This is a genomic window from Frigoribacterium sp. Leaf263, from assembly GCF_001422285.1.
Lineage (GTDB): Bacteria > Actinomycetota > Actinomycetes > Actinomycetales > Microbacteriaceae > Frigoribacterium.
Genome location: NZ_LMMO01000003.1, coordinates 289,165 through 311,645, shown reverse-complemented (window position 1 = coordinate 311,645; position 22,481 = coordinate 289,165). Strand labels below are relative to the sequence as shown.

Sequence of the window (22,481 nt, the reverse complement as noted above, 5' to 3'; positions counted from 1 at the left end):
GGGTCGAGTTTAGGGCGTGGCGGCGGCGCCTCCGTCCACCCCGCGCGGAGCGGTCAGAGGCCGCCCGGGCGGCTCCCGCCCTGCTCGCCCGCCGTCGACGGACGACCCTCGACGTCGCGGTCGACCTCGCCGTCGTCGGCGTCGTGCTCCCCGAGACCCTCGACGCGATCCAGCTCGACGGCCAGGGCGTCGGCGGAGCCGACCGGCAGGTCGGACACGTCGATGTCGGCCTCGTCGCCCTCGACGGTGTCGGCGAGCTCGCCGGCCGCGCGGGCCACGGCCTCGTCGAGTTCGTCGACGACCAGCTGGTCGCGGAGGAGGTCGCCGTTGCGGTACCCGGCGCGCCCGATCATGTGGGCCGAGATGGGCGCCGTCAGCATCTGGAAGACGAGGACGACGAGCAGCGAGGCGATCGTGCCGACGGTGTGCTGATCGAGGGCGATCGCGGCGAGGACGAGGATCAGCCCGAAGATCTGGGGCTTGGTGGCCGCGTGCATCCGCGACAGCGCGTCGGGGAAGCGGAGCAGACCGATCCCCGCCGCCAGCGAGAGGAGGGCGCCGCCGATCAGCAGCACGGAGGAGGCGACGTCGTAGACGGACTGGGGGATCATGACGGGTCCTGCCGGGAGACGTAGCGGGCGACCGTGATGGATCCGAAGACCGCCGACAGGGCGAGGACGATGATGACCGGGATCGTGCGGGTGTGACCCGAGAAGACCATGTCGGCCGCCAGGACGCAGATCAGGGTGGTCAGCAGCATGTCGGAGGCGATCATGCGGTCGAGGATCGACGGACCCTTGACGATGCGGATGACGGAGGCGAGACCGGCGAAGGCGAACAGGGCGCCCACGACGTATTCGACGACGATCACGAGGGACCCCCTTCGGAGGACGAGGACGGCGCCACGGGATCGTGCACCTCGGACGCGGCCGGCGTGCCCGCCGCGATGCGGCGGAGGTCGTCGGCGCTGCCGAGCACGCGCGCCAGGCGCTCCTCGACGACCAGCACGTTCGCGCGGACGGCGGCGACGCCGTCGGCGTCCTCGACGGCCAGCGCGTGCAGGTAGAGGATCGACCGCTCGCGGTCGGCCTCGACCACGAGCGACCCGGGGACGAGCGAGATCGCCTCGGCCACGAGCGTCATGATGAAGTCCGACCGCGTATGGAGCTGGACGGCGACGATGGCGTTGGAGTCGACTCCGCGCGGCCGCACCGCCTGCCAGGCGACCTGGACCGATGCCCGGACCAGGTCGAGCACGAAGTGCCCGAGGAACACGAGTGCGAACCAGACGTTGAAGCGTCCGCTCAGCTCGACCGGAGGGAGGAAGAACACCCGCGTGACGAGCAGGGCGACGGCCACGCCGGTGACGAAGGCCAGCACGGTGAACTGGTTCCACAGGCACATCCAGAGGACGACCAGGCCGATCAGCAGCGGCAGCTGGCGGGCGAGGCTCCGGCCCACCTCACCGCGGGACGGTCGGGCGCTCATGGCGCGCTCCCCTCGTCGGCCGGTCCCCCGGCGGGTGTCGGAGCCGGCGACGACGTCTCGGTCTGGGTCTCGCCCTCACCCGACGGGAAGACCAGCTGCACGTACTCGTTCGAGCCGTACACCCGGCCGGCGGCCCGCTCGGCCACGCCGTAGAGCGGACCGGCCGCGAAGGTCAGGACGAGCGACACGAGGACCATGCCCGCCGTGGCACCGACCATCGTTCGCGGATTGGTGCGCTTCTGCTGGACCGCGACACGGTGCGGCGCCTCCTCGAGGTGCTCGGTGAAGGGCGACTCGTGATCCTCCACATCGGCCTTGGGCCGCCAGAAGGCGAGGTTCCAGGCCCGCATGAGTGCGTAGAGGGTGAGCAACGACGTCAGCGCGCCGGCCCCGATCAGCACGTAGACGAGGGGGTCGTCGAGACGGGCACCCGCCTCGAAGAGCGCGACCTTGCCGATGAAGCCCGAGAACGGCGGGATCCCGCCGAGATTCAGAGCCGGGATGAAGAAGAGCACCGCGATGATCGGGGCCGCCTTCAGGAGTCCGCCCAGTCTCGTGATGGAGGCCGTGCCTCCTCGGCGTTCGATCAGACCCGCCCCGAGGAAGAGGGTCGTCTGAACCGTGATGTGGTGGACCACGTAGTAGATCGTCGCCGCGAGGCCCTCGACCGTGCCGAGCGCGATGCCGAAGATCATGTAGCCGATGTGGCTGACAAGGGTGAACGAGAGCAGCCGCTTGATGTCGGCCTGAGCCACGGCGCCGAGGATGCCGACCACCATCGTCAGCAGCGCGATGATCAGCAGGTAGACGTTGACGTTGCTCTCGACGAACAGCACGGTCTCGGTGCGGATGATCGCGTACACGCCGACCTTCGTGAGCAGCCCGGCGAAGACCGCGGTCACGGGAGCGGGCGCCGTCGGATACGAGTCGGGCAGCCAGAACGACAGCGGGAAGATCGCCGCCTTGATGCCGAAGGCCGTCAGCAGCATCACGTGGATGATCGTCTGGACATCCGCCGGGATGGTGTCCATCCGCTGCGCGATGTCGGCGATGTTGACCGTGCCGAGCGCCCCGTAGATCATGCCGATGGAGGCCAGGAAGAGGACCGACGACACCAGGCTGACGACGATGTACACGACGCCGGCGCGGATGCGCTGCTCGGTGCCGCCGAGGGTGATGAGCACGTAGCTCGCCACGAGCAGGATCTCGAACCCGACGTAGAGGTTGAAGAGGTCGCCGGCGATGAAGGCGTTGAAGACCCCCGTCGCGAGGATCAGATACGTGGGGTTGTAGATCGAGACGGGAGCCTCGCCGTCGCCGTCGGCCTGCCCCTGCCCGACGGAGAACACGAAGACCGCCAGCAGGACGATCGACGAGATGCTGAGCATGAGGGCCGCGAGACGGTCGACGACCAGCGTGATGCCGTACGGGGCCTCCCATCCGCCGACCTGGACGGCGATCGCGCCCTGCGTGTCGACGACGACGAGCAGCACCAGGCTGATGACCACGACGACGCCGAGCGCGACGATCGAGAGGATCGACTGGAGGCGGGGCCGGCGACCCGTGATGAGCGCGGCCGCGGAGCCCAGCAGAGGGACCAGGACGACCAGCGGGACGAGGAAGCTCATGCGTTCTCGCTCTCGTCGGTCGGTGTGCTTCGGGGGCGGGCGGAGGCGGGAGCGCCCGGGTCGTCGGGCGCGACCCGGTGCGTCGCATCGGCGGGCACCGCCGCCTCGGCCCGATCGCCGAACTCGCTCTCTCCACCCGACTCGTCGTCGCCGTCGCCTTGCGAGTCCTCTTCTTCGGCGGGCACTCCGCGCCGGCCGATCTCGAGGTCCTCGACGTCGTCCGACACCGTGTCGGCCTGGGCCAGGCGCCAGGAGCGGTAGATGAGCGCGAGCATGAACGCCGAGATCCCGAACGTGATCACGATGGCGGTGAGCACGAAGGCCTGCGGCAGCGGGTCGGCGAAGTCGACCGGCGGTGCCTGCCCGTCGACGATCGGGGCGGCCCCGCGTCGACCCGACATGATCAGGATCAGGATGTTGGTCGCGTTGCCGACGAGGAGGAACCCCAGCAGCACACGGGTCATGCTGCGCTCGAGCAGGAGGAACACCCCGCACGCGTAGAGAGCCGCCATGACGACGATCAGGACGAGCGATACGCTCATGCGCGGCCTCCCTCGTTCGTGGTCGGCCCGGATGTCGCGACCGGGATGGTCTCGCTCCCGCCCTCGCCTCCGGCGTCGTGCTGCGGGACGGACGACCCCGTGTCGTCCTCTTCTTCCTGACGGTCGACCTCGGCCCCGAGACTCCGGAGCACGTCGAGCACCAGCCCGACCACGACGAGGTACACGCCGATGTCGAAGAAGGTCGAGGTGACGAACTCGAGGTGCCCGAGCACGGGGACCTCGCCCTCGACCCAGGTCGACGTCAGTGCGTCGACGCCGAAGAACAGCGGGACGAGCGCCGTGGCCGTCACGGTCAGGAGACCGGCGCCGAGCAGCTTGCCCGCGTCGAGGGGTGCTGCGGCGCCGAGCTCGTACCGGCCCCCGGCGAGGTAGCGCGCCACGAACGCGAACCCCGCGACGAGACCACCCGCGAACCCGCCGCCCGGGGTGTTGTGACCGGCGAAGAGCAGGTAGACCGACACGACGATGATGGCGTGGAAGATCAGCCGCACGACCACCTCGAGGAGGATCGACCGGTTCTGCGGCGCGATCTTGCGGCCCGCCAGGAGCCAGGCGCGGCGGTCGCCCTCGGCGCTGTCGCCGATCTGCACGGCGGATCCGCCGTCGGGGACGACCGGAGCCGGCTCACGCAGGGGACGGACCCGTGCGAGGAACCGCTGCGCCCGGGTCCGCCTCTCGGGACGCGGCAGGATGTCGGCCCGCGACGTGATGAAGACGAGGCTCGCGACCCCGGTCGCGGCGACGATCAGCACGGCGATCTCGCCCATGGTGTCCCAGCCGCGGATGTCGACGAGCGTGACGTTGACGACGTTCTTGCCGTGACCGCCGTCGACCGCCAGCGACGGGAAGGCGCCCGAGATGGTCGCCCCGGGCCGGGCGCCGAGCGCGACGACGGCGATGGCCGCCATGACCGACCCCACGGCGATGCCGATGACGGCGCGGGCGACGGTGTGCGTCCGGCCGTTGCGGTCGCCGAGCCGGGCCGGCAGGCGCCGGAGCACGAGCACGAAGGCGATCAGGGTGATGGTCTCGATGAGTGCCTGGGTCAGCGCGAGGTCGGGGGCGCCGTGCAGCGCGAAGAGCGCGGCCATGCCGTAACCGGTGACCCCGACGAGCACGACGGCCTGGAAGCGCTTGTTCGACAGCGCCGCCGCGATGGCGCCCATGATCATGAGGGTGCCGATGGCGAGCTGGGCCGGGTAGTCGAAGAGCACCGCCGTGCTCGGCCAGCTGCGGTTGAGCGACAGCGTGACGATGGACGACGCGATGAACACGACGAGGATGGTCGCGAGGTAGAACGGCAGGGATCCACGCTGCGTCGTCGCCGTCGTGCGTGACGCCGTCCGGTCGATGCCGGCCATGATCGCCACATAGCCGTCGGAGGCGCGGGGCAGGAACGAGACCGCCTTCTGCAGAGCGCTGACCCGCTCGCGCTGCCAGAAGAGCAGGGCTCCGACGCCGAGGGAGACGACGGTGAGCCCGAGTGCGGGCTCGAGCCCGTGCCAGAGGGCGAGGTAGTACGGCTCGTGGTCGCCGCCGCCGGCCGGCAGGGTGTCGGCGTAGAGGGCGAAGACGGGATCGATCGGGTGCGCTGCGAGACCGAGGACGAGACCGGCGAGGGAGAGGATGACCGGGGCCAGCAGGAAGTCGATGTGCTCGCGGACGAACTCGACCGGCTCGACGCCCTTCTTGCGCGCGAAGGCCCCCCAGAGGAAGCGGAGGCTGTAGGCGGTCGTGAGGATCGATCCGACGACCACGCCCACCAGCGCGACGAGACCCCAGACCGAGCCGGTCTCGGCGTCGTGCAGCAGCGAGGTGAGCACCGCCTCTTTGGCCACGAAGCCGAAGAGCGGCGGCACGCCCGCCATCGAGGCGAGGGCCAGCACCGTCACGACGAGCAGCACCGGCGTCTGCCGGCCCAACCCGCTCAGTCGGCGGAGATCCCGGGTGCCCGTGCGGTGGTCGATGACCCCGACCACGAGGAACAGCGTGGACTTGAAGAGGGCGTGCGCGACGAGCAGGGCGAGCCCCGCGAGAGCGGCGTCGCGGGTGCCGAAGCCGACCACGATCACCAGGAAGCCGAGCTGGCTGACCGTGCCGTAGGCCAGCACCAGCTTGAGGTCGTGCTGGCGCAGCGCCCGGTAGCCGCCGAGGATCATCGTGACGACGCCGACCGTGACGATGACCTCCTGCCAGCCGGGAGAGTCGTGATAGCCCGGCGCGAGACGGGCGACGAGGTAGATGCCGGCCTTGACCATCGCGGCCGCATGCAGATAGGCGCTGACCGGGGTCGGCGCGGCCATCGCCGCCGGCAGCCAGAAGTGGAACGGGACGAGAGCGGACTTCGAGAGGGCCCCCACGAGGACCAGGATCACGGCGACGGTGACCGCCGTGCCGGCGGGCGGGTCCGCCACCAGCTCGGAGAGCGAGCTCGTCCCGCCCTGCACGGAGAGGATGACGAGTCCGACCAGCATGGCGAGTCCGCCGGCCGTGGTGACGATCAGCGCCTGCAGGGCCGCGCCGCGGCTCGCCTGCTTCGACGTGTAGTGGCCGATCAGGAGGTACGAGAAGACGCTCGTGGCCTCCCAGAAGACGAACAGGACGAAGACGTCGTCGCTGGTGACGAGACCGTACATCGCACCGGCGAAGGCCACCAGGACGGCGGCGAAGCGGGCGAGTCCGGTCTCGTCGTCGCGGAAGTAGCGCGCGCAGTAGACGAGCACGAGACCACCCACGCCGGTGACCACGAGCGAGAGCACCCAGGCCAGGACGTCCATGCGCAGGGTGAGCGAGATGGCGAGCTGCGGGATCCACGGCACCGTCTCTTCGGGGATCTCACCCGAGAGGACGGCTGGCCCCTGCAGGGCCGTGAAGACGAAGACCGCGAACGGGACGAGCGACGCCCAGAGGAAGAGCGAGACGCCGATCCGCCGGCCGACCGCGGCCACGATCACGGCCGCAACGGCGAACGCTGTCAGGGCTGCGATCACGAGGACCTCCGTCGGCTGGCGACCTCGTCTGCCGATCGGATGAGCGGGCGCGGGGAGTCGGGCGGAGGGTCCAGACTACCTTGCAGTCGCCTGGGAAGGCCCAGATCGGTCAGACGCCCCGGGACACATGCTCCGTCAGGAATGCCCCAGGTGCTCCCGCAGATCGGCCAGCTCGCCGAGGAGGCGCGCGATCGCCGCCGGGTCGGCCACGCGGTGACCGGCCACCGACTCGCCCGGACCGACCTTGACCGCCAGGTCGCCCTCGCCGAGGGCGGCGAAGCCGTCCTCGTCGGTCACGTCGTCGCCGGCGTAGAGGACGCCCGTGGCGCCGACGATCTCGCGGAGGCGGTCGATGCCGTCGTTCTTGCCCGTGGCTCTGACGGCGAACTCGAGGACGTTCTTGCCGGTTCGCTCGTGGATGCCCTCGAGGGCGCCGACGGTGCGCCGCGCCTCCGACAGGACCGTCTCGGTCGTCGTGGCGTCGGCGAGGCGCGTGTGCAGCGCCAGACCCGCGGGCTTCTCTTCGACGAAGACGCCGTCGTGGCCCTCGGCGGCCGCGTGGACCACCTCGGAGAGGCGCGCACGAGCGGCCGCCTCGTCGTCGGTGAGACTCGTCTCGTGGCCCGCCATGCGGAGCTCCACGCCGTGCGAGCCGACCAGGAGGACCTCGTCGGCCGTCTCGCTGATCTCGCTCAGCGACGCCAGGTCGCGCCCCGAGACCAGGGCCACGGTCGTGGCCTCGGCCGCCGACAGCCGGGCGATCGCCGTCAGGGCCTCGGGCAGAGCGCGGGCGGCCATCGGAGCGTCGACCTCGGGCGCCAGCGTGCCGTCGAAGTCGAGGGCCACGAGGAGGCGCGGGGTCGTCGCGAGGCGTCCGAGGGCGTCGGACAGGGCGCGGGGGTCGTCTGAGGTCATTCGGCTTCGCTCTCGTCGGTGGTCTCGGTGTCCGCGGGGGTGATCTGCTGCCCGGGTCGCACGTTCTCGAGCGCCTGGAGGAACGACGCCGACCACTTGGCCACGTCGTTGTCGAGCACTCGCCGACGCAGGGCACGCATGCGCGTCGTGCGGTCCCTCCGCGGCATCTCGATCGCCCTCATGATGGTGTTCTTCAACCCGCCGATGTCGTGCGGGTTGATCAGCAGGGCCGTCTTGAGCTCGTCGGCGGCGCCCGCGAACTCGCTGAGCACGAGCACGCCGTCGTTGTCGCGGCGGACCGCGACGTACTCTTTCGCGACGAGGTTCATGCCGTCGCGGAGCGCGGTGACCAGCATCACGTCGGCGGCGAGGTACAGCGCGACCATCTCTTCGCGGGGGTAGCCGTGGTGGTGGTAGCTGATGGCCGTGTGGCTCATGGTCGCGTAGTCGCCGTTCACGCGTCCGACCGTGAGCTCGATCTCGTCGCGGAGCTGCTTGTACGTCTCGACGCGTTCGCGGCTCGGGCTGGCGACCTGCACGAGCGTGGCGTCCTCGACGCTGAGACGACCGTCGGCCAGCAGCTCGCCGAACGCCTTCATGCGGTGGCGGATGCCCTTGGTGTAGTCGAGACGGTCGACGCCGAGCATGACGGTCTTGGGGTTGCCGAGGCCCTCTCGGATCTCGCGCGCCCGGGCCTGGATGTCGGGGCGCGCCGCCAGCTCCTCGTAGCTCGCCGCGTCGATCGAGATGGGGAAGTGCTTGGCCAGCACACGGCGCACCTTCTTGCCGCGCTTCGAGACCGATGCGCTCTCGTCGTCGACGGGCACCTCGACGTAGGGACGCGTCGTGCCGTAGCCGAGGAGGTGGCGGACGGCGCGGGAGAAGTTCGAGGCGTCGTCGGCGCGCTGGAACCCGATGACGTCGGCGCCCAGCAGCCCCTCGAGGATCTGCTTGCGCCACGGCAGCTGCGAGAAGATGCCGAGAGGGGGGAAGGGGATGTGGTTGAAGAAGCCGATCGTGAGGTCGGGGCGGGCCTCGCGGAGCATCCGCGGGACGAGCTGGAGCTGGTAGTCCTGCACCCAGATGGTGCCGCCCTCCTCGGTGATCTCGGCGGCGCGATCGGCGAAGCGCTGGTTGACCTGCACGTAGGCCTCCCACCAGACGCGGTGGTACGTGGGGGCGGCGATCACGTCGTGGTAGAGCGGCCACAGCGTGTCGTTGCTGAACCCCTCGTAGTACCGCTGCACCTCTTCGGCGCTGAGCGGCACCGGGACGATCGAGATGCCGTCGTCGTCGAACGGCTCGAACTCGAGATCGGGCTGCCCGGCCCAGCCGACCCAGGCGCCGTCGTTGGCCTTCATGACCGGCTCGAGGGCGGTGACGAGCCCGCCGGGCGAGTGCTGCCACGAGGCGCTGCCGTCGTCGGCGATCACGCGGTCGACGGGGAGGCGGTTGGAGACGACGACGAAGCCGTAACGTTCGGAGGGGTCGGGCATGAGGTGGGTCAGCTCCTGTCGGATCACCCGCACGGGCGCGGGACGGCCAGATTATCAGCGGGCCCGGGCGGCGCCCCGGAGGTCGTACCCCAGCCGGAGGGTCTCGTCGGCCGCCGAGACGAGCGCCGCGCCGTAGCCGGGGCCGTGACCGGCCGCGTGCACGGCGAGGGGATGCAGCTGATGCACGGCCACCCGGTCGCGCCATCCGTCGCGCAGCGGTGCGCGCTCGTCGTAGGCCCCGAGCACGTCGTCGAGGAACGGGCAGCCGAAGAGCGCGAGCATCGCGAGGTCCGACTCGCGGTGCCCGCCGTGCGCCGCCGGGTCGATCAGCACCACTCCCCCGTCGCCGAAGAGCACGTTGCCGGACCACAGGTCGCCGTGCAGCCGGGCCGGAGGCTCGTCGTCGTCGAACACGCCCTCGGCGAGCAGCGCGCAGGCCCGTTCGACGACGTCGAGACCCGACCGGTCGAGGTTGCCCGCGTCCAGCGCCGCGACGGCGTAGGGCAGCACCCGCTGCTCGGCGGAGAAGGCACCCCAGGTCGGGGCCGGCCGCACCGACATCGGTCGGCGGCCGATGAAGCACGGACCGTCGTACCCCTCGGGAGGCGCACCGAAGGCGTCCGCGCCGGTCGCGTGGGTCACGGCGAGCGCCGCACCGAAGCGCCGGGCGGCCTCCGCGGTCGGACGCGCGGTCGACACGGCCTCGAGGTCGATGCGACCCGGGGAGACCGCGTGCACGCCCACGATGCGCGCGCCTCCTCGGCTCTCCGCCGCGGCCAGCCAGCCGAGGCCCGCCGCCTCGGCCTCGAAGAATCCGGGAGGGGCGTCGACGCGCTGCTTGGCATGGAGGCTCACGGGATTAGCATGCGCCTCATGACCGACACCCGCCCCGCGCGCACCGAACCCGACCCCGGCGATGGGGAGGGCCCCGCCGGACGGGTCCGAGGGCCGAGCGGCGCTCCCGTCTCGACCCGCGCCTACCGGGGAGGGCGCCTCATCTCGGAGGGCTTCACTCTCGCCGAGGTCAGCGATCATCTCGAGAAGGACGGCTGCGTCGTCTGGGTCGACCTGACCGACCCCACGGCCGCCGATCTCGCTGCGCTCGAGGAGGAGCTCGGGCTGCACGAGCTCGCCGTCGAGGACGCCCTGCAGGACGGTCAGCGGCCCAAGATCGACCGGTACGAGGGGCACCTGTTCACCGCCCTCTACGACGTGCGCTTCGACCGGAGGACCGGCGTGCTGACCACCAGCGAGGTGAAGGCCTTCGTCACGGAGCGGGCTCTCGTGACCATCCATCACCCCGAGTTCGACCGGGCCCGACTCGAGCGCGTGTTCGACGACAGCTCGGATCTCGCCGAGCACGGCGTGACCTTCCTGCTGTGGGGCCTGCTGGACTGCATCGTCGACCGGCACTTCGAGGCGACGGACGCCCTCGACGACGAGATCGAGGGCATAGCCGACGACCTCTTCGACCCCCGCCCGCGCACGGTGGACGTGCAGAAGCGGTCGTTCGCCCTGCGCAAGAGCCTCGTGCAGCTGCGCCGGGTCGCGTCCCCGATGCGCGAGGTGCTCAACACCCTGCTGCGGAGGGACCTCAAGCAGGTGGACTCCGAGATGCAGCCCTACTTCCACGACGTGTACGACCACGTGCAGCGGGTGGCCGAGCAGAACGACTCGCTCCGGGATCTCGTCTCGACGATCCTCGACACGAACCTCAATCTGCAGTCCAACCGGATGAACCTCATCATGAAGAAGGTGACCAGCTGGGCGGCCATCATCGCCGTGCCGACGGCCATCACCGGCTTCTACGGCCAGAACGTGCCGTACCCGGGGTTCCAGTCGACGACCGGCTTCATCACGTCGTGCGTGCTGATCGTCGCGATCGGCGGTCTCCTGTGGTGGCAGTTCAGACGGCGCGACTGGCTCTGACCCTCGTCGCGCCGGGACCCCGGGCTAGGGGACGACGACCAGCGCCAGCACGGCGAGCGGCACCGCGACGGCCGCCACGGCGAGGCCGCCGAGGATGACGCGCGGCCACGAGACCTCGACGCCCATGGCCGTCAGGCGCGAGTGCCAGAGCAGCGTGGCGAGCGAGGCCCATGGCGTCACGAGACAGCCGATGTTGACCCCGATCAGCAGAGCCACGAGACGCAGCGGGGATCCGGCGACGGGCTCGAGCGCCAGATAGGCCGGGAGGTTGTTCGCCAGGTTGGCCGCCGCGGCCCCGCCCCCGGCGAGTCGGAGCAGGTCGGGCAGCGAGTCCCCTCCCCCGACGACCGAGCCGAGCAGATCGGCGAGACCGAGCGAGTGCGCCGCCTCGACGACGACGAACAGACCGCCGGCGAACAGCAGCGTGCTCCACGGCACCATGCCCGGTCTGAGGACCGCCGGGCGGCGCACGGCGAACGCGACGACGAGGACGGCCGCGGCGACGGCCGCGGGGATCCACACCTCGACGCCCGACACGAGGGCGGGCACCAGCAGCGCCGTGACGAGGGCGGCGACGCGGAACAGCACGGGGTCGTCAGCCTCGTCGGGCTCGGGAGGCGCGAACCGCCCGGCGAGCTGACGGCGGTATCGGACGCCGATGGCCGCGACGGGCACGACGATCCCGACGGCCGCCGCGGGCGCGACCAGCGCCGCGAAGGCGAGCGGAGCGGGCGAGCCGAGCTGACCCAGGGCGAGCAGGTTCGTGAGATTCGACACCGGGAGGAGCATCGACGCGCAGTTGGCGAGCCAGACCGTCGTCAGGGCGAACGGCATCACCGGCAGACCGGCGTGGCGCGCCACGAGCACGACGACGGGCGTCAGCAGGACGGCCGTCGTGTCGAGCGAGAGGAACACCGTGCAGAGGACGGCCAGCACGACGACCAGGAGCCACAGCACGACGACGCGCCCCCCGGCGAACCGCGAGCAGGTGCGCGCCAGCCAGGCGAAGAGCCCCGCCTCGGCCGCGAGCTCGGCGACGATCGTCAGGGCGACCACGAAGCCGAGGACCGGGGCGACCCGCTCGACGAGGACCACGAGCTCGGGGCCCGTCAGGACCCCCGTCAGGAACGCGACGAGCCCCACGGCGAGGAACACGGCGCCGAGCACGGCTGTGCGCACAGGGACTCCTTCGCGATCGACGAGGCGGCCCGTCCGACCGGCGGGCAGCTCAACCTACAACCGCCGGCCCGACCTCCGGACAGCGCTGCTCGCAGCGGATAGCGTGATCACAACGAACACGGGAGCGAACAGTGCGCAAATTCCTTTTCAACGGAGCCATCCTCAGCTCGATCTTCTCGGGCGTCAGCCTCCTGAAGAGCCTCACGGCCGGTCCTCGCGACTGGCGGCTGCTGCTTACCGCCGTCGCCTGGGTGGCGACGACGGCCATCGCCATCGGCAACGTCGTCGACGCCGCCAACGACGACTGACCCGAGCGGAACACACGAAGGAGGCGCGTCCCGACGACCGGGACGCGCCTCCTTCGCATCTCCCGGGATCGCGGGTCAGCGGTCCGGTCGGGCGACGGGGCGGCCGTCGGGACGACCGCCGTCGTCCGGGCTCTGGACGGGGATGGCCGAGGTGAACAGGGCCGTCCGCTCGCTGTCGGCGTTCTCGCCGCTGAAGAGCCCTCCCGCCTCGGACGTCGACCGGCGCGGTCGTCCCGAGACCGCGGGCTCGTCGGCGACCATCTGCACCCTGGCCCTCGGGATCGAGACCGGACTCGATTCGTGCAGCCAGGAGATGAGGTCCTCGCGGACGAGGCAGCGCAGGTCGAACAGCGTCGGGGCGTCCTTCGCCGTGACGAGCACCCGCACCCGCACGTACCCGCCCGTCGCGTCGGTGACCTGGAGCACCTTGACCCGGCCGTCCCAGAGATCGGTCCGCTCGAGGATGCGATCGAGCTCGGCGCGCATGTCGCCGGGCTGCACCCGCCAGTCGAGATCGAACTCGACGGCGCCGAGCAGCTCGCTGTTGCGGCGGGTCCAGTTCTCGAAGGGCGTCGTCGTGAAGTAGGTCGACGGCAGGACGAGGCGCCGGTCGTCCCAGATGTGGACGACGACGTACGAGAGGGTGATCTCCTCGATGAGACCCCACTGCCCCTCGACGACCACGACGTCGTCGATGCGGATCGCGTCGCTGAAGGCGAGCTGGATGCCGGCGAACACGTTGGCGAGGGTCGACTGGGCCGCGAGACCGGCGACGACCGACACCAGACCGGCGCTGGCCAGCACGCTGGCCCCGACGGCCTCGACCCCGGGGAACCCCAGCAGCAGAGCGCCCGCCGCGACGATGACGATGAGGGCGACGGTCAGTCGTCGGAGGATCAGCACCTGCGTGCGCACCCGCCTCGCCACCCTGTTGTCGGGGGTGTCGACCCGGTAGCGCGAGAGACCGAGATCCTCGAAGAAGATCGCGAGGGCCCCGACGAACCAGGCGACGACGACGATGATGGCGCAGCGGAACACCTGGGACACCGCCTCGTCGCCGGGGTAGTCGGCGCCGAGGCTGCGGGGCAGCGTGGTCGACAGGGCGATGGTGAGCAGCACGACGAGGAGGGACCACCGGAACGGGCGGCGCATGCGGGTCACGAAGTCCACCGCCCAGGTCTTCCGACGGGCGACGAACGAGAAGACCCAGCCGACGAGGGCCGAGACGACGAAGGTGAGGACGACGGCCGAGACGACGGCGACGACGGGTGCGATCCAAGGCATCGGACCAGCCTGGCGGACATCCTCAGCGAGCACGACCGCGGATCGGCCAGGATGGGAACCGTGAGACAACGCACAGCTTCCCGTCACGAGCCCGCCACACGGGTGCCCGCACTCCACCGTGGGTCGCGGTCGCGACGCATCGTCAAGATCGTGGCCTCGGTGCTGTTCGCCGCGGTGGTGCTCGGCGCGACCGGCTTCTTCACGTGGGCCAAGCTGCCCCTGGCGGCCACCGCCTCCTCGGTCGCCGCCGTGGCCGAGGACACCGCCGTCGACGTGACGGACCGCCCCGACACGGTCGTCATGCGTCCGGCCGACACGACGCCGCGGGACCAGGGCCTCGTCTTCCTCGCCGGCGCGCGCGTCGACCCGCAGGCGTACGAGGAGGTGCTCTCGGGGGCCGTGCGCTCCGGGGTCACCGTGATCATCGTCCGACCGGTGCTCGGCTTCGGCCTCTTCGACTGGCGGGCCCTCACCGACTTCACGTCGGAGGCGCCCGAGATCTCGCACTGGGCCGTCGGCGGTCATTCGCTCGGTGGCGTCCGCGCCTGCGGCTACGCCGAGAGCGACCCGCGCGTCGACGGTCTCGTGCTCTTCGGCTCGTACTGCGCGACCACCGATCTCTCCGACGAGACCGACCTGCCCGTGCTCAGCCTCGGCGGCAGCGAGGACGGCCTCAGCACGCCCGACGACATCGAGCGGTACCGCGACCAGCTGCCGCCCGATGCCTCCATCGTGCAGATCGAGGGGTCGAACCACGCGCAGTTCGGCGCCTACGGCGATCAGGCGGGCGACGGGACCGCGACGCTGACGGACGAGGAGGCGCGGGTCGAGATCGATCGCAGCCTGCGGTCGTTCCTCGCCTCCGTCGGGCCCTGAGCCCGCGGCGGGTCCACCCGGTCGGAGGGCCGGCCGACCGCCCGGGGGACGGCATCCCGACGCGGTGCCGTCAGACGGAGCGCTTGCGCAGGCGCAGAGCCTCGAGGGCCATGCCCTGCGTGGCGTAGCGGCCGACCTCGTCGCCCCAGTGCGGGTTCGATCCACGGACGGCGACGTACGCGCCGTTCTCGACGCGGATGTGGCCGAGCACGCGGTCGGGGGTCGACACCTGCACCAGGTCGGCTGCGATCGTCCGGGTGCTGACCCGGGCGTTGCGGCGGACGGCGTCGATGCTGGTGATGCTCACGGGTGGTGCCTCTCGTGCTGTTCCCCGGGGTGTCCGGGGTGGTGGTGCCGTCGCGGGATCGGAATGCGACGTGCTCGACGCTAGTCGCGCCTCCTCGGCCACGTCCTGCCGATTCACTGTGCGTCGCCCGCCCGTCGGCTGGGGATACGCCGGCATGCCGCAGGGCCCCGGGGACGACGTCGCCCGGGGCCCTGCGGTCGGCCGCAGCCGATCCGTCAGCTGGTGAGGCCGTCGACGTAGTCCTGGTTGTCGGCGACCCACGCCTCGACGACCTCGGTGTAGTCGCTCCCGTCGACGCCGCTGTTGAACATGGCGTTCTCGAGCGACGAGAGGCGGTCGTTGTCCATCTCGAAGCCCTCGAGCCACTCGGCGAACTGCGGGTAGTCGGCCGTGAAGCTCTTGCCGCCGAACGAGTGGATGCCCTCGGCGTCGCCGAGCGTGCCCTTCGGGTCCTCGAGGTCCTTGATCGGGAACGCGTCGTACGCCCAGTGCGGGCTCCACAGCGTGACGGCGATGTTCTCGCCCGAATCCGTGGCGCTCTTCAGCTCGGTGAGCATCGCGGCGGTCGACGACGTCTGGAGGGTCAGGTCGTCGATGCCGTAGTCGGGGATCGTCGCGTTCTCGACGGCCGAGGTCAGGCCGGCGGCCGGCTCGATGCCGACGATCGTGCCGCCGAACAGGTCGGCGTTCTCGTTCAGCTCCTCGATCGAGTCGATCGGGGCGTCGGCGTTGACCGCGATGGCGAGCTTCGCGCCGTCGTTCCAGGCGCCGAGGTCGGTGAGGTCGTCGCCGAACTGGTCGATGTACTCCTTGTGCGTGACGGGCAGCCAGGTGTCGAGGACCACGTCGTAGTCATCGGTCGTGAGGCCCTGGTAGACCGGTGCGACGTCGGCCATCTTCAGATTGACCGTGTAGCCCTCCTCCTCGAGCACGGACTTCCAGAGCCAGGAGGCGGCGATGCCCTCGTCCCAGCCGTTGAAGACCGCGATGTCGACGACGCTCTGGTCGCCGTTGTCGAGGGTCTCGCTCTCCGTCGAGCTGCCGGGGGGCGAGCAGGCGGCGAGGCCGAGGACGGCTGAGGTGCCGAGGGCGACGGAGGCTGCGATGGTGGTGCGCTTGTTCATGTGATCCTTTCGGGTGGTGCGGGAGGTGCGGGCCGACCTGATGACTCCGGTCGCCCCGTCGGGGTCTAGACGGACGCCGGCGTCCGATCGGGGGCGGGCGCGTCGGGCAGCGGGGACTCGGACGTCGAGGCGTCGGCGGACGCGCCGGTCGGACCGGATTCCGGGACCGCGTCATCGGACCCGCGGGCGATGCGGGACGGCCGGCGCCGTGCGCGACGGTCGGCGCCAAGGGCGGCCGTCATGCGGTCGAGGATGATGGCGAGGACGACGACCGAGATGCCCGCCTCGGCGCCGAGGGCGACGTCGATCCGGTTGAGGCTCGCGACGATGTCGCCGCCGAGTCCGCCGGCTCCGACCATGCCCGCGATGACGACCATGGAGAGCGAGAGCATGATGACCTGGTTGACCCCGGCCATGATGCTCGGCTTCGCCAGCGGCAGCTGGATCTGACGCAGGATGCGCCAGGGCGACGAGCCGAAGGCCTGGCCGGCCTCGACCACCTCGGTGTCGACCCCGCGGATGCCGAGCTCGGTGAGCCGGACGCCGGGCGCCATCGCGAAGACGATCGTGGCGACGATGCCGGGGACCACGCCGACGCGGAACAGCAGCAGCGCGGGGATCAGGTAGACGAAGGCGGGCGTGGTCTGCATGAAGTCGAGCACCGGTCGGATGATCTGCGAGGCGATCGACGACTTCGCGGCGAGGACGCCCAGCGGGATGCTGACGGCGATCGCGATGACTCCGGCGACCAGCACGAGCGCCAGCGTGGACATGGCGTTCTCCCACTGGTTGACCGAGCTGATCAGCAGGAGGCCGACGGCCGACCCGAGGGCGAACCTCCACCCCCGGGCGACGAACGCGAGCGCGGCCACGACGAGCACGATCGCCCAGAACGGAGGCGCGCTGAGGAGGTACTCGGTCCACTCGTAGAAGAAGAGGAAGACGGCGCGCACGACGTCGAACAGGCCGCCGAGGTGCGTGGTGATCCAGTCGACGACGGCCGAGACCCAGCTGCCGAAGGGGATGCGGAGGATCTCGTTCATCGGGTGGCTCCTTCGGTGGCGGCGACGGGGGTCTCCCCGGTCGCGAGGGTGGCGTCCAGCTCGCTCTCGGAGTAGCGGGTGACCGGTTCGAGCACGGGGATCGGCGAGGTCGTCGTGTCGACGTTGCCGAGGGCCGCGAGGAGCGTGACCCGCGGGATGACGCCGATGAGGCGGTCGTGGTCGTCGACCACGGCGATGGGCAGCGGGCTCTCGACGGCGAGTTCGAAGAGGTCGACGAGGGCGGCGTCGGGGCCGACCTTGGCGAACTCGGTGGTGACGATGGCCTCGAGATCGGTGTCGTTCGACTTGACCTGACGCATGACGTGCCGGTCGCGCACCCAGCCGAGCAGCCGGCGGTCGCGGCCGAGGACGAACAGGGCGGCCGTCTGCAGGTCCCGGAGGGTGCGCAGGGCTCCGCGGGGCCCGGCGGTCAGCTGCACGACCGCACGGGCCGGCTCCATGACGCTCGAGGCCGTCAGCACGCGGGCGCGGTCGACGTCCTGGACGAACTGGGCGACGTAGTCGTTGGCCGGGTCGGTGAGGATGTCCTCCGGCGTGCCGATCTGCACGATGCGGCCGTCGCGCATGACGGCGATGCGATCACCGAGGAACATCGCCTCGTTGAGGTCGTGCGTGATGAAGACGATGGTCTTGCCGAGCTTCGCCTGGAGCTCGAGCAGCTGCTCCTGCATCTCGCGGCGGATGAGCGGATCGAGGGCGCTGAACGCCTCGTCCATCAGCAGGATGTCGGTCTCGGCCGCGAGCGCTCGGGCCAGGCCCACGCGCTGCTGCATGCCGCCGGAGAGCTCGCTCGGGAGCTTGTCCTCCCACCCGGCGAGACCGACGATCTCGGTGACCTCCCGCGCCTTCGCCAGCCGCTTCGCCTTCGCCACGCCCTGGACCTCGAGGCCGTAGGCGACGTTGTCGATGACGGTGCGGTGCGGGAGCAGGGCGAAGTGCTGGAACACCATCGACACGTGCTGACGCCGGACGTCGCGCAGCCGCTTGGCCGGGACGTCGGAGATCGAGGTGCCCGACACCTCGACCGACCCGGAGGTGGGCTCGAGCAGACCGTTGAGCATCCGGATCAGCGTGGACTTGCCGCTGCCCGAGAGCCCCATGACGACGAAGATCTCGCCGGGCTGGACGTCGAAGGACGCGTCGATGACGGCCGCGGTTCCGAGGGCCGAGGCCTCGGTGCGGCTGGCGCCGGACTCGAGTCGGGTGACCGCCTCTCGGGGTCGGCGACCGAAGACCTTGTAGAGGTTCTTCGCACGCACGGCGGGTGGTGTCGTTGTCATGGGCTCTCCGCGGGCACGCCGGGGAACGCCTTCCGCTCGGGCAGGCGCGCCGTCGGCGGCGTTCTGGTCGGGCGGACGGGTCGACGGCGCATGCGGGACGTGCTGGCTCAAGCATCGTGATCCTGGATGCGAACCTGTACCCCGCTGGTGCGGTCATGGGACCGGCACCGACGCCACCAGACCGTACGGGGATCGGGATCCGAGACTGCCGGACCGCCGATCATCGCGTCCTGATGATGACGGGCCCACCGGAGCGGGCCTCGACGACCGTAGCGAACATGTGTCGTCCATCCCAATCCGCACCCCCCCTCCGGAGGGACCGGACGTGTACCCCGATCCCCTCCGATCGCCGTGTTCATGGGCATCGACATCGTGGCCTTTTCGTTACACGCCGTGCACCTTCGAGGGCCGTCGTCCGCGGAGCGCAGGTCCCCCGACATGCCGACCGCTCGATGTGCACGAACTGCAGACTCGGGCCTACCCTCTCGGCATGAGCGCATCTGACGGAGACCGCGGCTCGGCCGCGCACCCGGACACCGTCCCCCAGGACTTCAGCCACGAGCAGGAGGGTTTCCAGCACGGCCTCAAGCCCCGGCAGCTGCAGATGATCGCCATCGGCGGCGCCATCGGGACGGGGTTGTTCCTCGGTGCCGGCGGGCGGCTGGCGACGGCGGGGCCCTCTCTCGCGATCGTCTTCGCGATCTGCGGCGTGTTCGCGTTCTTCATCCTGCGCGCGCTCGGCGAGCTGGTGCTTCACCGCCCCTCCTCGGGATCCTTCGTCTCGTACGCCCGGGAGTTCTACGGGGAGAAGTTCGCCTACGCGGCGGGCTGGATGTACTTCCTGAACTGGGCGATGACGGCGATCGTCGACGTCACCGCCGTGGCCCTCTACCTGCAGTACTGGAAGGCCTTCACGGCCGCCCCGGAGTGGCTGCTGGCCCTCGTGGCCCTGGCCGTCGTGCTGTCGGTGAACCTGCTGGCGGTGAAGGTCTTCGGCGAGATGGAGTTCTGGTTCGCGATCGTCAAGGTCGCGGCGCTCGTGGTGTTCCTGGTGGTCGGGGTCGTCTGGCTGGCCGCGGCGTTCCCGGTGACGCACGACGGCGCGACGGTCGACACGGGCTGGTCGGTCGTGGCCTCGAGCGGGATCCTCCCGAGCGGGCTGCTGCCGGCGGTGCTGGTCGTGCAGGGCGTCGTCTTCGCGTACGCCGCGATCGAGCTGGTGGGCACGGCGTCGGGCGAGACCGAGAATCCGGAGAAGGTGGTGCCGAGGGCGATCAACACGGTCATCCTGCGGATCGCGGTCTTCTACGTCGGTTCGCTGGTGCTGCTGTCGCTGCTGCTGCCGTACACGGCCTACGCCGAGGGCGAGAGCCCGTTCGTCACGTTCTTCAGCAGCATCGGGAGCCCCGAGGTCGGCCGCATCGCGGGGTCGATCATGAACTTCGTCGTCGTGACGGCGGCGCTGTCGAGCCTGAACGCCGGGTTGTACTCGACCGGTCGGGTGCTGCACTCGATGGGGATGAACGGATCGGCTCCGAAGTTCACGACGAAGATGTCGAAGGGCGGTGTCCCGTTCGGCGGCATCCTCCTGACGGCGTCGATCACCCTGCTGGGGGTGGGTCTGAATGCGATCGTCGGGGCGAGCGCCGCGTTCGAGATCGTCCTGAACATCGCGTCGTTGGGGATCCTGACGGCGTGGGGCACGATCATCCTCTGTCAGATGCGGCTGCGTCGCTGGGCGAAGGAGGGCAAGGCGGAGGAGCCGTCGTTCCGTCTGCCGGGGGCGCCGGTCACGAGCTACCTGACGCTGGCGTTCCTGCTCGCGGTGGTGGTGCTGATGGCGATCGACTGGCCGATCGGGTCGTTCACGGTGATGTCGCTGGTCGTCATCATCCCGCTGCTGATGCTCGGCTGGCACCTGCAGCGCGACCGCATCCTCGCCGCGGCGCGCCTCCGCGAGGGCATGACCGGCCCCTACCCCGTGACCGGCCGGGATTCAGCCGCCCAGCACCCCCGCCCCTCGGACCGCCCCTAGCGGTGACGGAGGCCCGTCTCCCATCGTGGGGCTCGGTCCTCGTCGGACTCGACCCCATCGCGCCGGAGATCCAGGCGCTCCTCGCTCACAGCTCTCAGGGCCTGACGCGCGAAGCGCCGTCGCCCTCCCCCTGACGCGCGAAGCGCCGTCGCCCCGCGACGCGCGAAGCGCCGTCGCCTCCCCGCGACCAGTGAAGCGCCGTCGCCCCGCGACGCGCGAAGCGCCGTCGCACCGTGACGCGCGAAGCGCCGTCACCCCCGGGCAACAGCGACCTGGCGGCAAGGACCCCCACCCCGCGCGGCCCCAGGCCGCACGTCGGCGCAGCCGACCAAACCGGCACGACGACAAATCCCCCGCTTCATCGAATGATGAACACGGGGGATCGATTTGTCGTGCACCCCCTCGGACTTGAACCGAGAACCCACTGATTAAGAGTCAGTTGCTCTGCCAATTGAGCTAGAGGTGCGTGCTGCGGTGAGTCCCGCAACGAGGATCAACATTAGCATGAGTTCTGACACCTGTTGAACACCGGGGCGCTTCGCGCGCCCGAAGATCGGAGCACCATGGCCACGAAGCTCGAGAAGGGCGCTGCTGCGCCGTCGTTCACCCTCGAGGACGAGAGCGGTTCGCCGGTCTCGTTGTCGGACTTCGCGGGGCGGAACGTGATCGTGTACTTCTATCCGGCGGCGTCGACGCCGGGCTGCACGACCGAGGCGTGTGATTTCCGCGACAACATCAACTCGTTGAAGTCGGCCGGGTATCAGGTGCTGGGCGTCTCGAAGGATGCTCCGGAGGCGCTGCGCCGGTTCAAGGACGAGCAGGGCTTGAACTTCCCTCTGCTGAGCGACCCGGAGCTCACCGTGCACGAGGCGTACGGGGCGTACGGCGAGAAGAACAGCTACGGACGGATCGTCACCGGCACCATCCGGTCGACGTTCGTGGTGGACGGCGAGGGGGCCGTCGTGCTCCCGCTGTACAACGTGAAGGCGACGGGTCATGTGGCGTCGCTGCGGAAGAAGCTGGCGCTCGACTGAGGGCGGTCCCGGGGCGCCGTCGCGCGCCTCCTCGGCTCCGCACTCGTCTGCGAGGCGGCGTCAGTAGGTGCGGGGCGGCGCTTCGTCGCGGGCGGCGGTGGCTGCGGTCACCGACGGGGTGAGCAGCAGGACGACCACGAGCACGGCCGGGACGATGAGCCAGAGCCCCACGGTGGGGTTCGCGAACGTCCCTTGGAGGCTGCCGACGCCGACGGCCACCTGGAGCACCTGCCAGACGATGGCGGCGCCGCGGATCCAGGCCCGGCCACGGAAGGCCCCGACGACGATCGAGCCCAGCCACGCCGCCGCCATCAGCGTCAGCACGAGCACGGCCACCGCGGAGGGGTACGACGACGGGGTCGCGACGACGAGCTCGATGAGCAGATAGGCCGCGGCCCCGCCCACGACGACGAGCTCGCCGACGAGCAGCACGAGCAGCACCCACAGGAGGGGCGGTCGACGTGTCGCGGCAGACGGATCTGTCGGCTCGGCGGGGTCGTTCTCAGCCGCTCGGCTCATGCGTGGCCCTCCACAAAATCCTTGATTTGGCCGTACCAGTATGCGACCATATTCGAGGTCGAAGTGACGTGCACACGGCTGTGCGCGCCTCCCGAATTCTTTCTCTTTCCCCCATCCGGAACCGGTGCTTCGTTGCGCCGGTTCAGCATTTAAAGGAGTACCCATCGATGGATTGGCGTGACAAGGCCGCCTGCCTGACCGCAGACCCGGAGCTGTTCTTCCCCGTCGGCAACACGGGCCCCGCTGTCGACCAGATCGACAAGGCCAAGACCGTCTGCGGTCGGTGCACCGTCACCGAGACGTGCCTCCAGTACGCCCTCGAGACCAGCCAGGATTCCGGCGTCTGGGGCGGCCTCAGCGAAGACGAGCGTCGTGCGCTGAAGCGCCGTGCGGCTCGCGCTCGTCGCGCCAGCTAGACCTTCTCGCCCGACGGCGGTCGCGACCGACCGACGGGCTCGTCAC

Annotated in this window: 22 protein-coding genes and 1 tRNA gene; 6 read left to right on the top strand and 17 right to left on the bottom strand. The window is 70.5% G+C overall.

All coding sequences use genetic code 11. From position 1 onward, the window contains the following. Positions 1-53: 53 nt before the first annotated feature. The 9 genes from mnhG to ASF17_RS05440 form a co-directional block, all read right to left on the bottom strand. A complete protein-coding gene (gene mnhG, locus ASF17_RS15235; protein ID WP_082475204.1) occupies positions 54-611 on the bottom strand; it encodes a monovalent cation/H(+) antiporter subunit G in 558 nt (185 codons plus the stop codon). After that, the gene (locus ASF17_RS05475) at positions 608-871 is read right to left on the bottom strand and encodes a monovalent cation/H+ antiporter complex subunit F (protein ID WP_055796283.1); all 264 of its coding nucleotides are present in this window, start codon (positions 869-871) and stop codon (positions 608-610) included. Before ASF17_RS05475 ends, mnhG begins: the two co-directional genes overlap by 4 nt. Then, entirely contained in the window at positions 868-1,488 is a 621-nt protein-coding gene (locus ASF17_RS05470) for a Na+/H+ antiporter subunit E (protein ID WP_055796281.1), read from the bottom strand. Before ASF17_RS05470 ends, ASF17_RS05475 begins: the two co-directional genes overlap by 4 nt. Next, a complete protein-coding gene (locus ASF17_RS05465; RefSeq protein ID WP_082475092.1) occupies positions 1,485-3,116 on the bottom strand; it encodes a Na+/H+ antiporter subunit D in 1,632 nt (543 codons plus the stop codon). The genes ASF17_RS05470 and ASF17_RS05465 overlap by 4 nt, the downstream gene beginning before the upstream one ends. Continuing rightward, complete coding sequence (locus tag ASF17_RS05460) at positions 3,113-3,658, bottom strand: Na(+)/H(+) antiporter subunit C (protein WP_055796277.1); 546 nt, start codon at positions 3,656-3,658, stop codon at positions 3,113-3,115. The genes ASF17_RS05465 and ASF17_RS05460 overlap by 4 nt, the downstream gene beginning before the upstream one ends. Further along, on the bottom strand, positions 3,655-6,669 hold the full coding sequence (locus tag ASF17_RS05455; RefSeq protein WP_082475091.1) for a Na+/H+ antiporter subunit A: 3,015 nt from the start codon (positions 6,667-6,669) through the stop codon (positions 3,655-3,657). Before ASF17_RS05455 ends, ASF17_RS05460 begins: the two co-directional genes overlap by 4 nt. A gap of 135 nt (positions 6,670-6,804) precedes the next feature. After that, on the bottom strand, positions 6,805-7,584 hold the full coding sequence (gene otsB, locus ASF17_RS05450) for a trehalose-phosphatase (protein ID WP_055796272.1): 780 nt from the start codon (positions 7,582-7,584) through the stop codon (positions 6,805-6,807). Continuing rightward, the gene (gene otsA / locus ASF17_RS05445; RefSeq protein WP_055798279.1) at positions 7,581-9,080 is read right to left on the bottom strand and encodes an alpha,alpha-trehalose-phosphate synthase (UDP-forming); all 1,500 of its coding nucleotides are present in this window, start codon (positions 9,078-9,080) and stop codon (positions 7,581-7,583) included. The genes otsB and otsA overlap by 4 nt, the downstream gene beginning before the upstream one ends. Before the next feature lie 54 nt (positions 9,081-9,134). Continuing rightward, a complete protein-coding gene (locus ASF17_RS05440) occupies positions 9,135-9,935 on the bottom strand; it encodes a fructosamine kinase family protein (protein WP_055796268.1) in 801 nt (266 codons plus the stop codon). Positions 9,936-9,953: 18 nt separating this feature from the next. Here ASF17_RS05440 and ASF17_RS15960 point away from each other — a divergent pair, with 18 nt between their 5' ends. Then, positions 9,954-11,009 (top strand): magnesium transporter CorA family protein, encoded by a 1,056-nt coding sequence (locus tag ASF17_RS15960; RefSeq protein ID WP_235476398.1) that lies wholly within the window; start codon positions 9,954-9,956, stop codon positions 11,007-11,009. A 24-nt stretch (positions 11,010-11,033) separates the two neighbouring features. On the opposite strand, the gene ASF17_RS05430 is transcribed toward ASF17_RS15960, so the two are convergent. Continuing rightward, the gene (locus ASF17_RS05430) at positions 11,034-12,188 is read right to left on the bottom strand and encodes an SLC13 family permease (protein WP_055796265.1); all 1,155 of its coding nucleotides are present in this window, start codon (positions 12,186-12,188) and stop codon (positions 11,034-11,036) included. A 131-nt stretch (positions 12,189-12,319) separates the two neighbouring features. Between ASF17_RS05430 and ASF17_RS15840 the strand changes: the two genes are divergently transcribed. After that, positions 12,320-12,496 carry a hypothetical protein gene (locus tag ASF17_RS15840; protein ID WP_200913438.1) on the top strand — a complete coding sequence of 59 codons (177 nt, stop codon included), beginning with the start codon at positions 12,320-12,322 and terminating at the stop codon, positions 12,494-12,496. 75 nt (positions 12,497-12,571) lie between these two features. On the opposite strand, the gene ASF17_RS05425 is transcribed toward ASF17_RS15840, so the two are convergent. Continuing rightward, positions 12,572-13,780 (bottom strand): mechanosensitive ion channel family protein, encoded by a 1,209-nt coding sequence (locus ASF17_RS05425; protein WP_055796262.1) that lies wholly within the window; start codon positions 13,778-13,780, stop codon positions 12,572-12,574. 60 nt (positions 13,781-13,840) lie between these two features. On the opposite strand from ASF17_RS05425, the gene ASF17_RS05420 reads away from it, so the two are divergent. Further along, positions 13,841-14,656: an alpha/beta hydrolase gene (locus ASF17_RS05420; RefSeq protein ID WP_235476387.1), complete on the top strand. Its 816-nt coding sequence runs from the start codon at positions 13,841-13,843 to the stop codon at positions 14,654-14,656. A gap of 70 nt (positions 14,657-14,726) precedes the next feature. On the opposite strand, the gene ASF17_RS05415 is transcribed toward ASF17_RS05420, so the two are convergent. From ASF17_RS05415 to ASF17_RS05400, 4 genes are all read right to left on the bottom strand, one after another. Then, on the bottom strand, positions 14,727-14,963 hold the full coding sequence (locus ASF17_RS05415; RefSeq protein ID WP_055796256.1) for a hypothetical protein: 237 nt from the start codon (positions 14,961-14,963) through the stop codon (positions 14,727-14,729). 215 nt (positions 14,964-15,178) lie between these two features. Beyond that, the gene (locus tag ASF17_RS05410; protein WP_055796252.1) at positions 15,179-16,087 is read right to left on the bottom strand and encodes a glycine betaine ABC transporter substrate-binding protein; all 909 of its coding nucleotides are present in this window, start codon (positions 16,085-16,087) and stop codon (positions 15,179-15,181) included. Between the two features lie 65 nt (positions 16,088-16,152). Beyond that, on the bottom strand, positions 16,153-17,130 hold the full coding sequence (locus tag ASF17_RS05405; RefSeq protein WP_055796249.1) for an ABC transporter permease: 978 nt from the start codon (positions 17,128-17,130) through the stop codon (positions 16,153-16,155). Then, positions 17,127-18,431 (bottom strand): quaternary amine ABC transporter ATP-binding protein, encoded by a 1,305-nt coding sequence (locus ASF17_RS05400; RefSeq protein ID WP_055796245.1) that lies wholly within the window; start codon positions 18,429-18,431, stop codon positions 17,127-17,129. The genes ASF17_RS05405 and ASF17_RS05400 overlap by 4 nt, the downstream gene beginning before the upstream one ends. 490 nt (positions 18,432-18,921) lie before the next feature. Between ASF17_RS05400 and ASF17_RS05395 the strand changes: the two genes are divergently transcribed. Next, a complete protein-coding gene (locus ASF17_RS05395) occupies positions 18,922-20,466 on the top strand; it encodes an amino acid permease (protein ID WP_055798272.1) in 1,545 nt (514 codons plus the stop codon). 393 nt (positions 20,467-20,859) lie between these two features. Here ASF17_RS05395 and ASF17_RS05390 read toward each other — a convergent pair. Next, positions 20,860-20,932, bottom strand: a tRNA-Lys gene (locus ASF17_RS05390). A 97-nt stretch (positions 20,933-21,029) separates the two neighbouring features. Here ASF17_RS05390 and bcp point away from each other — a divergent pair. Further along, complete coding sequence (bcp, locus tag ASF17_RS05385) at positions 21,030-21,500, top strand: thioredoxin-dependent thiol peroxidase (RefSeq protein ID WP_055796243.1); 471 nt, start codon at positions 21,030-21,032, stop codon at positions 21,498-21,500. 60 nt (positions 21,501-21,560) lie between these two features. Here bcp and ASF17_RS05380 read toward each other — a convergent pair whose 3' ends face one another. Then, positions 21,561-22,019 (bottom strand): hypothetical protein, encoded by a 459-nt coding sequence (locus ASF17_RS05380; RefSeq protein WP_055796239.1) that lies wholly within the window; start codon positions 22,017-22,019, stop codon positions 21,561-21,563. A 167-nt stretch (positions 22,020-22,186) separates the two neighbouring features. On the opposite strand from ASF17_RS05380, the gene ASF17_RS05375 reads away from it, so the two are divergent. Continuing rightward, positions 22,187-22,435, top strand: coding sequence for a WhiB family transcriptional regulator (locus ASF17_RS05375; RefSeq protein WP_055796236.1), 249 nt, complete (start codon positions 22,187-22,189; stop codon positions 22,433-22,435). Positions 22,436-22,481 lie beyond the last annotated feature (46 nt).